The 9,423-nt window shown below is 40.2% G+C and carries 9 protein-coding genes and 2 pseudogenes; 4 read left to right on the top strand and 7 right to left on the bottom strand.

Annotated features, from left to right (window positions below):
- Positions 1-229: pseudogene (locus ACKPEB_RS01915) on the top strand (hypothetical protein); the annotation flags it as partial.
- A 178-nt stretch (positions 230-407) separates the two neighbouring features.
- Here the strand turns inward: ACKPEB_RS01915 and ACKPEB_RS01910 are convergent.
- Positions 408-1,001, bottom strand: coding sequence for a hypothetical protein (locus ACKPEB_RS01910; RefSeq protein ID WP_408963086.1), 594 nt, complete (start codon positions 999-1,001; stop codon positions 408-410).
- Between the two features lie 380 nt (positions 1,002-1,381).
- Here ACKPEB_RS01910 and ACKPEB_RS01905 point away from each other — a divergent pair, with 380 nt between their 5' ends.
- Positions 1,382-2,149, top strand: a complete 768-nt coding sequence (locus ACKPEB_RS01905; protein WP_408963085.1) for an HpsJ family protein — start codon at positions 1,382-1,384, stop codon at positions 2,147-2,149.
- A gap of 19 nt (positions 2,150-2,168) precedes the next feature.
- Here ACKPEB_RS01905 and ACKPEB_RS01900 read toward each other — a convergent pair whose 3' ends face one another.
- The 4 genes from ACKPEB_RS01900 to ACKPEB_RS01885 form a co-directional block, all read right to left on the bottom strand.
- Entirely contained in the window at positions 2,169-3,551 is a 1,383-nt protein-coding gene (locus ACKPEB_RS01900) for an energy transducer TonB (RefSeq protein ID WP_408963084.1), read from the bottom strand.
- Between the two features lie 62 nt (positions 3,552-3,613).
- Complete coding sequence (locus tag ACKPEB_RS01895) at positions 3,614-4,432, bottom strand: precorrin-2 C(20)-methyltransferase (protein WP_408963083.1); 819 nt, start codon at positions 4,430-4,432, stop codon at positions 3,614-3,616.
- A gap of 5 nt (positions 4,433-4,437) precedes the next feature.
- A complete protein-coding gene (locus tag ACKPEB_RS01890) occupies positions 4,438-5,589 on the bottom strand; it encodes a GlcNAc-transferase family protein (protein ID WP_408963082.1) in 1,152 nt (383 codons plus the stop codon).
- Between the two features lie 96 nt (positions 5,590-5,685).
- Positions 5,686-6,318 carry a hypothetical protein gene (locus ACKPEB_RS01885; RefSeq protein WP_408963081.1) on the bottom strand — a complete coding sequence of 211 codons (633 nt, stop codon included), beginning with the start codon at positions 6,316-6,318 and terminating at the stop codon, positions 5,686-5,688.
- A gap of 402 nt (positions 6,319-6,720) precedes the next feature.
- Between ACKPEB_RS01885 and ACKPEB_RS01880 the strand changes: the two genes are divergently transcribed.
- Positions 6,721-7,794, top strand: coding sequence for a hypothetical protein (locus ACKPEB_RS01880; RefSeq protein WP_408963080.1), 1,074 nt, complete (start codon positions 6,721-6,723; stop codon positions 7,792-7,794).
- A 33-nt stretch (positions 7,795-7,827) separates the two neighbouring features.
- The gene (locus ACKPEB_RS01875; protein ID WP_408963079.1) at positions 7,828-8,211 is read left to right on the top strand and encodes a hypothetical protein; all 384 of its coding nucleotides are present in this window, start codon (positions 7,828-7,830) and stop codon (positions 8,209-8,211) included.
- Positions 8,212-8,271: 60 nt separating this feature from the next.
- Here ACKPEB_RS01875 and ACKPEB_RS01870 read toward each other — a convergent pair whose 3' ends face one another.
- Positions 8,272-9,159, bottom strand: coding sequence for a methylenetetrahydrofolate reductase (locus ACKPEB_RS01870; RefSeq protein ID WP_408963078.1), 888 nt, complete (start codon positions 9,157-9,159; stop codon positions 8,272-8,274).
- Between the two features lie 120 nt (positions 9,160-9,279).
- A pseudogene (locus ACKPEB_RS01865) lies at positions 9,280-9,423 on the bottom strand (tryptophan--tRNA ligase); the annotation flags it as partial.

Below are 9,423 nucleotides of genomic sequence, written 5' to 3'. Positions count from 1 at the left end.
AGCTTGGGAAAACCATAAAGTTGTGATTGACTGTAACGAAGCTTACACTTCTAAAACGGTGTCATGGACAGGTGAAATTATCAAGAATTTGGGTGGAGCAAAAACGATTAAATCGAATTCTACCCCATTAAAGATGGACAGGGATCTAAATGGTGCGCGAGGGATCTTCCTTCGTGCATTGGTTGATACGCCTTGGTTGAGAGAACATCTTAACTTATATATTTGTTAGCAAATGTTAGCAAAAAAGTATCGGTTAATGAAACACTACAAAAGTGACAATTAAGCAACAACAGAGGAGTTGAACTCCTCTGTTGTTGTTAGAGTTTGAGAAAAACCTCATCAATATAAGGTCTGCAGGGATTAGGATGGAAAGGAAGGGTGATATTGATTGGGAAATTTGGACGTAATCAACTTTTACCCCCCAAAATAGAATGACTAGGACTTGTACAAGCATAAGCAGCACCGCCATTGGGCAAAGTAGCAAATCCAGGGCAAGTACCCCAAGTGCATTGAGCCGCTGCTAAATATTTGTCGTAGTCTTTGCTTTTGACACATTTAGCCCAGGCTTCTGGATCAGTTCCAGCACTAGAGCATTGCAGAGTCAAAGATAAACCGATGGCTTTAAGAGCGCAACCTGCATGAACGTTGCATACACCTTTTCCATAAGCTTTGCTGTAGATCGTTTTTCCACCGGGAGGTGAGCTTAAATTAACGATGGTTGCTGTATTAATGGTGGATAAACCACTGGTTTGACTAGGAGTTTTCAGCAAAGTTGTGGGAGTAATTTTTAAGTGTTGAGAAACAGGATGAAGGACATTGGTTTGTTCTGTCCTGACAGAGACTTTTTGAGTGAAAACATCATTGAGGTCAGTTTTATTGAAAACGTCTTTGAGGTCAGTGCTATCGGTGCCGAAAAACAACACTGCCTGGGATGGGGTTGCTGCTAGTACCGTGACCATCAATAAACTAGCACTAGCAATAGAGGCCACTAATTTTTTCATAGATATCTTGTTGAGTTAGACCAGATGCAAATTTTGGATTTTATGGTAAGGGTTATGCAGTTCGATGATCAGTATCAAGGGAACGAACTAACCTTTTTATATATTGATTATAACGCTCTAAACCTTTCTGTGCAAGTAGAAAAGTCTAAAATCCGGTCAAATCATCAAAGAATTTACACAATTGGGGGTCAGTAAAATTAAATACTAAGTAAGATCTGATCTCCGTATAAAACTAATGTTATAATGGACGACTATAAGGGATCAGACGGTGAAATAATCCCAGGGAAAACATTTTCAGGCAATATCAGGAATATTGGCTATCCCAGAAAATTGCTAATCTGAGACTATTAAGGAATAGTTATTTAAAAAAAAATCTGATTATGAAATCTAAGCAGAATAGTAAGATTACCTCTCAATCGGCTGGTTTTTTAAAACTAGCAGGAGTAATTTTATTTTGGGTTTCGATTGTTAATATTATCTTATTATTTTTTCCTTTAAATTTAGGAGATTTGGAATGGCAAGTTCAGTTTACGACCCAAATGGCTGAACAGGGAATTATTCCGATCCTGGCGATTGCCTTAATGTTTTGCGCCTATGGATTAGAAGATTTATCAGGAGTTACAGCCGATGATACACAATCAAAATTTAATAGTTTAAAATTTTGGGTATATTTAATTTCTACTATTTTAGGCTTAATTTATCTATTATTAATTCCCTTTCATTTTGCCAATGTTTCTGCGGCGAGTCATCAAGCTATAGAACGGCTTAATCAAGACGCTGAACAGGCAAAAAAACAAGTGTCTGAACAGTTGCAACTGCAACAGACTCAAATGACAGATTTATTACAAAATAATCAAAAACTGGAAGAATATATTGCCAGTAAACAACTAACGCCGGAAGAATTAGAACGCTTAGAACAATTTAAAAAGAATCCCGAAGCTTTAAATCTGCAAGCCTCGGCATTAAATGAGCAATTCAAACGGGATATTGAAGAACGCCGTCGACAAGCTGAAATGAAATCCAAACAAGGAAGTTTAAAATCCAATGTTAGAACTGGCATAACCAGTTTGCTGTTAGCCAGTTGTTATCTCACCATCGGTTGGAGTGGATTAAGACCAGGAAAAGCGCGTAAAAAACCTCGTCGTTAGTTCACTCCTAACTTTTAATTTAAGGATTAGATTCAGATTGAAGTTGGGGGGAAGGGGACTGTTCGGGGTTGGGTTGGTCAAACTCCGGGGGTTTTTGTTCAACAGGATTCGTTGGTTGTTCAGTTTCTGAGGTCGGTGGTGTGGGTTGTGCGGGAGGAGGGGAAGAAACCGCAGGCGTATGAGCAGGTTGGGGAGTTTGATTATTCACTGTTCTGCAATTTTCTTCACTATTAAACTGAAATTGAATTTGATAAGCTTTCGGTGAATTTGTCGGGTCAAAGGTCATTTCCTGGACGGTTGCTTTTGCCGCATCATCCAACACCGGATAACCTGTGGCGAATAAAACTTCTGGCCCTTGTAAAATCTCCCCGGTTTCACTTACTGCTACCCCAATTAACGCTTTCCCCGTTAACTTTTGTTCACAAGCCGCGTTGGGATATAAATTGTTAACTCCGATGGGAGAGGTGGTTTCTAAATTGGGATAATTTGTTAGTAAACCATTGACCCAGTTCAGATAAGCACTTCCTCCTTGTAACATTGCTGTTTGCTGTTCATTGACGACACCTTCAGAAGGTTGAAGGTTGGAAGTAGAAGGTTGTTGTTGTAAATCCTTTTCCAGTCCTGCCAAAATTGAACCTTTGGGGTGAGATGGTTGAATGTTAGGATTATTTTCAGGGGGAAGGGTATTAGGATTATCGTTTTGATTGGGGGTTTTAGGGCCACAATTGGCATTATTAAACATGGACGGACAATCAACATCCTGGCCCAAGTCTCGGATTAACTGTTGTCGCAACGCTAATTCATCATTTGGGGGTAAACTTCCCGGTTGTTTTAACTGTCCAGATTGGTCAGGGGGAGGGGAAGAATTAGAGTTATCGAAACTTAAAGGGGGCCCTGGAACAAAGGATAAAGATGGACTAGAGTTAGGCAGAAATCCAATAGAACCGGAATTGAGATGATTGGAATTAGAATTAGACCCTTGAGAAACAACGGGGGGTAAACGATAGCTGGGTAAACCGGGGGAATTACTCGGAGGTGGTAAGGGAATATTCGTTGGCCAGACCGGGAGGGATGACGCCTGCATAAAGTCTTCCGGCGCAGGGGGGGGAACAATATTGTTTGTTGATGGGACGGGAAGCACTGATAAAGACGGGGACAGAGATCTTAAGGGCGTAAAGGATAATTTAGGGGGTGCTGCCGGATAAACTCGACTAATTTGTTCGGGAGACAGTTCAACGACTTGAACCGTTGGCGGTAATTTCACGGATTTAGAATACAAATTAAAATTTTGAATATTAGCAGCAAATAACCCATGTACTCCCACAGATGCCAACACACACCACACAATAGGGGGACGGAAGGTGGGCGGTAAAAATTCGGTTGATGGTATCGAAGCTGTCATAATAAACGTTAGGGACAAGTAATAGAAGCAGGAACAGCACAGGCTTAACAGACTTAACAGGCTTAACAGGCAAGATGCCTGTTCCACATGGGCTCCCCAGTTTGATCCGGCTTGGTTTTAACAATTAGGATAGAAAAATAGGATAAACATAAATGGGGGCGATCACTTAACCCAGTATAAATGACTTGATTGGGTAGCGTCGCCCGCTCCACAATATAAGCTTGTTCTAGCAAGTTGAACCGTTTTAAAACGTCCCAAACTTGCTGATAAACGGAACTCACTTTCATCAACACCACAACATCCGCCCGGTGCAGGGTTGTTTCTAACTCAGCGATCGCATAAATTGCAGGTAAAATCGCTAAGGTTTGATCCCGAATCGTTAGGGGAATGCCTAAACTCGCCACCGCAGCAAGGGGAGAACAAATTCCGGGGATAGCCTGCACTACCACTTCAGGACGAAATTTTTGTAGGGTTTGTGCCAAGTAGGTGAAGGTACTATAAAAACTCACATCTCCTTCTGAAACAAACCCCACATCTTGTCCTTGTTCTAAATAGGGCCACAAGGTTTCGGCGGCTTGTTGCCAAGCTTGTTGGAGAAGGGAATCATCTTGAATATAGGGGAAAGTTAAGGGAAGTTTAACTTGATCTGATTTTAACCAAGAACTGATAATTTGTTCAGCGATTCCTGGTTTTCCTCCCATTCCTGCGGGAAAAGCCACAATGGGAACTTGTTGCAGAAGATGATACCCCTTTAATGTAATTAATTCCGGATCACCTGGCCCGACACCAATTCCATATAATTTGCCTAAAGATTGAGAAACTAAATTAAACATGAAAAAAATTGAAGGTTGAGTAATGACTAATTCAGGGCGGGTGAACACCGCTCCTAGTGATGACTGATTACTGTTTTTGTAGGAATTCCTTTTGAAGCCGTTTCTGATATTTCTTGGGTTTTGAAATTAATTCCAGAAAAAGTTTGATAATCTGCTAAGGTTCTCACGGTTCCAATATCATAAATTTCTAAACTTTCACCCGCTTCTAAAGGATTGATTCTTAATATTTTTTTGATGCGTTCTCTGGATTTTTGTTCTAATTTGTACCATTCAGAATGAATCTCCCAATGTTTTTTTGCGTTAGTACGAGTATAATAGTGATAAAGGGTAATTTGATAAGGGTAGAAAATATCCCATCCCTTCGTCCAAGCTCTCGTTGCTAAGGTCACTTCTTCTCCTCGAAAATATAGAAAGGGATCATAGGGAAGTTCTAAATAAAATTGTCGAGGCGCAAAAATAAATCCTCCAGCTAGAAACATTCCTAACTGCGGTTCAGAATAGAATGCTAGGCTTTCTCCAGCAATAAAACTGAGGATACCTTGTTCATCAAAATGATGGGCTGTTAAACGAGTACAGGGATAACCGGGTGGGATTTCATCAGGGGGAATATAAGGGGGAGTATAGGCAGATAAAACCGGTTTGGGACTTGGACATTGGGCAAGTTGTTGCAATAATAAACTATCCCAGCCTTTAATAAATCGATGATGACTATCTAATTGTAAAATAAAATCTTCATCTTGAAGTAACCGTTGACCCAAGGATCTTGCCCAACAAACGCCTAGGGATTGTCTAGCATCGATTTCAATCATTTTACAGGGGAATTCCTGCATAATTTCTGTTATCCGTTCATCTTCACCCGGAATAAATTGCCAAACAATTCCAAAGGTAATTTTTTCAGGACGATCTGCTTTTTTTAAGGCATCTTTTAAAGTAGGAATCAGTTCAGGATCTCGATAGGCAGCTAAATGTAAAAACAGTTTAGGATCAGTAAAATTAAGAGCAGGTAAGGATAGGGATGGAGTAGGAGCCGATGAAACAGAAACATCAGAACTAACTAATGAAGTTAAAGTTAAAGTTTGTGCCATTTCTAATATTTTAAAGGCAACGGTGGCTCGTTCTGATGCAGGTAAGGTTTCATTGATCAAAATCGAATCTAAGGTTTTAATCGATTGAGACACAAGCATTTGCAGGGAAGAGTCTAACATCAGGATTCCCCTCTTAAAATAACGAAAATTAGGCTCATAGAATCTAATCAATTAAGGAATTAATCGGTAAAACTACCGTTTTTGTGGGTTTGTTGTTTAATCAATAATGGCTTGGAGTAACACATCTGTTAAACTCAGAGAACCTAAATCTGATAAAGTAATTGTATTACAAATATCGAATTTAGCTCCTTGACGTTGTAAATCATCGTCTAAGGTGTGGAAAAATTGAGTCACATCGGAGTTAGAACCCACTTGAATTAGTTCAATGGCTAATTCTTCATCTCGGTTGAGTTGATTAGCCGCATCAATAATAATCTGTTTGAGGAATGGGGGATTTTCAATTTCTCCAGAAGTAATAATAATAATGGTTTCGCCATTAATTTTGGTTTGTTGGGTGGCTCGTCGCCCAAAATAATGATCAGTCGCATCTTTTAACACCGGAGATAAACGATTTTTTCCCGCAGGTTGATGATGTTGAAAAATATAAATCACTTTGTCAGAGGTAACTTTTTCATACCGTTCAAATTGATCCGAAAATAAATAAAGGGTAATGCCATCAGGATCGTATTGTTCACAATAACTGGCGATGGCTAAAATCGATTCTTGAACCAATTCCCAGCGATTTTTCCCTTCGGATTTTTCAAGGGTAGCCATACTCTGACTACAATCAATAATCAACGTATAGTCCCGTTGTTGTAAAACTGATCCTCCTTCTAGTAAAATGTCCATGATTTCTGACTCCTATTTCTGATGTCAATTCTTAAGCTACCAGGTCTTGGAATCATTCAACTCAAAAAGTAGGCAATTGAGTCATTCGTATGTTAGGATGAGCCGCAAGTTATCATCCTGGGTGAGATTTCAGGCAAATCTACATTCAGGAACCGAGTAATCTCACACAGAAACCGGGTTTTTCAGGTTGTTTCCCTGGAACAGACTTGAACTGTATCCTTAAACCTTGGGTAACGATACCGGAAAATAAAATCAAGTCGTTGAAGCTTTCTTTACGCAGTTTTCTGTCCTGAAACCCAGATGTTCCCAGATCAAGGCGTCTAGCTCAATCTAGGGAAACAAATTTGAGGATGTCTGTGTCATCTGTGCCATCCCTTGTTCCGTATTCGTGGACGCTTCCCCATGAAACCCAATCCCTCCAACCGTCGCTGGAGAGCGACTTCCACTACCCATGAGAAGCAACCCCGCCCTTTAATTTTGGCGTTGATGTTGACTGGAGTTTTAGCTTTAGACGCTTATCCAACCCTATTGCAATCCATTTTAAGTCAAACTGAAACTCTGCTTTCTCACTCTATTACTGTCGCTCAAAACCTTCTGTCTCCTGCTCCTCAAGACCATCAACAGTTATGGGAAACCTCCCTAAACCCTACGGTTGCAACTACTGAAGCAAAACCCATCTATCGGGTTTTACCGAACCCGTTATTTAATCTTAAAGGACAGTTACCAAAAACCATTCCGGTTGCTTTTGAAACGACTTCTACACCTTCTGAATGGGTGCAACCTGCCACCGATGTTGCTCAGGTTTTACCGTCTTCTCTGGATACCAAAATTCGAGAATTAATTGCCAAACAATTAGATGTGGCGGTTACGGATCTCAAAATTGTAGAAGCACGTCAACAAACTTGGCCAGATACTTGTTTAGGACTAGCCGATACAGAGGAAGTTTGTGGGCAAATGTTGGTACAAGGATGGCGAGTGGTAGTGTCTGATGGTCAGAAAACCTGGGTTTATCGAACCGATGCTCAGGGTCGAAATATTCGCTTAGAATCTCAAACTCATTCCTTTAAGGTGCCTTCTTCTGTCTTAGACGCCGTGTTTGAGGATATCCGTCAACAGTCAGGTTTATCGCGTTCTCAATTGAGTTTGGAGGCGGTGGAGGAACAACTGTGGCCCGATGGCTGTTTAGGACTAACAGAACCGGGGATGTTTTGTACTCAAAGCTTAGTGGCAGGTTGGCGAATTATTATTGATCATCAACATCAACGTTGGGTGTATCGAACGAATCAAACGGGTTCTAATTTTAAATTAGATCAAGCTGCAAGTTCAGTGATGCCGAGTTTACGAGTACAATTTCTCAACATTCCAGGGGAGGATATTCTATCGCCTTGGACAAAAACTTTAGTGGCTCATCTACCCACTCCCTGTCAAGTTTCAAATTTTGTTAATTTATCCATAGGGCGAAGTTGCTCGAATTAATACTGATTTTGAAACGACGATTAACGATAAAATATGGCTGATTTAAGTGGAATTTGGCTCGGAACCTATTGGCAACAGGGGATTCCTACTCGTTTTGAAGTAACATTTATTCAAAGCGGAAATACCTTGGCAGGGAATATTTTAGATGACGGTTATTTGGGAGAAGCTCAAATTAGTGGGACAGTAGTAGGTCGTGGCGTGAGTTTTGTTAAACACTATTTAACGACTTCTCCTGACCCTATTAGTTATACCGGGACGATTTCTGAGGATGAAAATTATCTTCAGGGACAATGGAAAATTAGTCGTTTATCATCGGGAACTTGGGAAGCTCACCGCCGAGGAGATAATTTAACGCTGGAACTTAATAATAAAATTGTAGAAAAAGTTCCCCTTTTATCCTCAACTATGGGTCATTAAATGTAAAGATTTAGTTTAGGGGCAAGAGGTGCGTGCGTGTTGCTTACGCACCCTACAACATTATAACGGTTGAATTTCTGCTAAATCGAGAATTTTAGGAATTAAATCTTCCCGTTTAACCGCCATAATATGGACACCTTGGCAAAGTTGACGGGCAATTTTAACTTGTTCCGATGCGATTAAAATGCCTTCTTCTAAGGGGTTTTTCGCTTGTTCTAACCGATTAATAATGTCATCAGGAATCTGCACACCCGGAACATATTTATTAATAAATCGCGCATTTTTAGCCGATTTTAACAGAAAAATTCCCGCTAAAATGGGTTTTTGAGTTCCAGTGGCAATTTCTGTCATGAATTGATCTAATCTGTCAAAATCCGTAATTAATTGACTTTGAAAAAATTGAGCTCCAGCTTGTAATTTACGTTCAAAGCGACTTTTTAAGCCTGACCAACTAGAAGATTGAGGATCGACCGCAGCACCGACAAATAAATCCGTTGCGCCATCGGGTAAGGATTTTTGATTCCAATCTAAGCCTTGATTAAGTTTATTAATGGCTTGTAATAAACGAACGGATTCTAAATCAAAAACAGCTTTTGCATCCGGGTGATCTCCAGCTTTGACTGGATCACCCGTTAAGGCTAAAATATTTCTAATTCCTAACGCATGGGCACCTAATAAATCCGCTTGTAATCCAATGCGATTGCGATCGCGACAAGCCACTTGACAAATCGGTTCGACTCCATGATGCAGAAGAATAATTGAAGCCGCCAGAGAACTCATGCCTAAAACAGCACGACTGCCATCGGTAATATTAACAGCATGAACCCGACCTTTTAACAGTCTAACCATTTCAATCATGTGACTGGGATCTGATCCTTTTGGGGGTGCGACTTCAGCCGTAATAATAAATTCATTTAGGGTGGAACAAGCAGTACGGAAACGGTTCATTCTTAGGGTTTGGTTTAGTTTTTCAAAGGTTGATTTTTAGAAGATTTACAATTTCTGAAATTTCCTACATTTCAGTTAGAATTGCTCTTTTGTACCGGGGGAGTTTCATGAGAATTAAACTTATAAACGTCGAGAATAGCCCATTGCGTCTTTCACACGAGTTAAGGTTTCATTGGCGACAGTTTCGGCTTTTTCTCGACCTGTTCTTAATACAGATTCTAAATAGCCTTTATCATCCATCACGGCTTTATATTTTTCTTGAAT

Source organism: Planktothrix sp., assembly GCF_046067725.1.
In the GTDB taxonomy this organism is placed as follows: Bacteria; Cyanobacteriota; Cyanobacteriia; order Cyanobacteriales; family Microcoleaceae; genus Planktothrix.
This window is presented reverse-complemented; position numbering and strand designations above follow the sequence as displayed.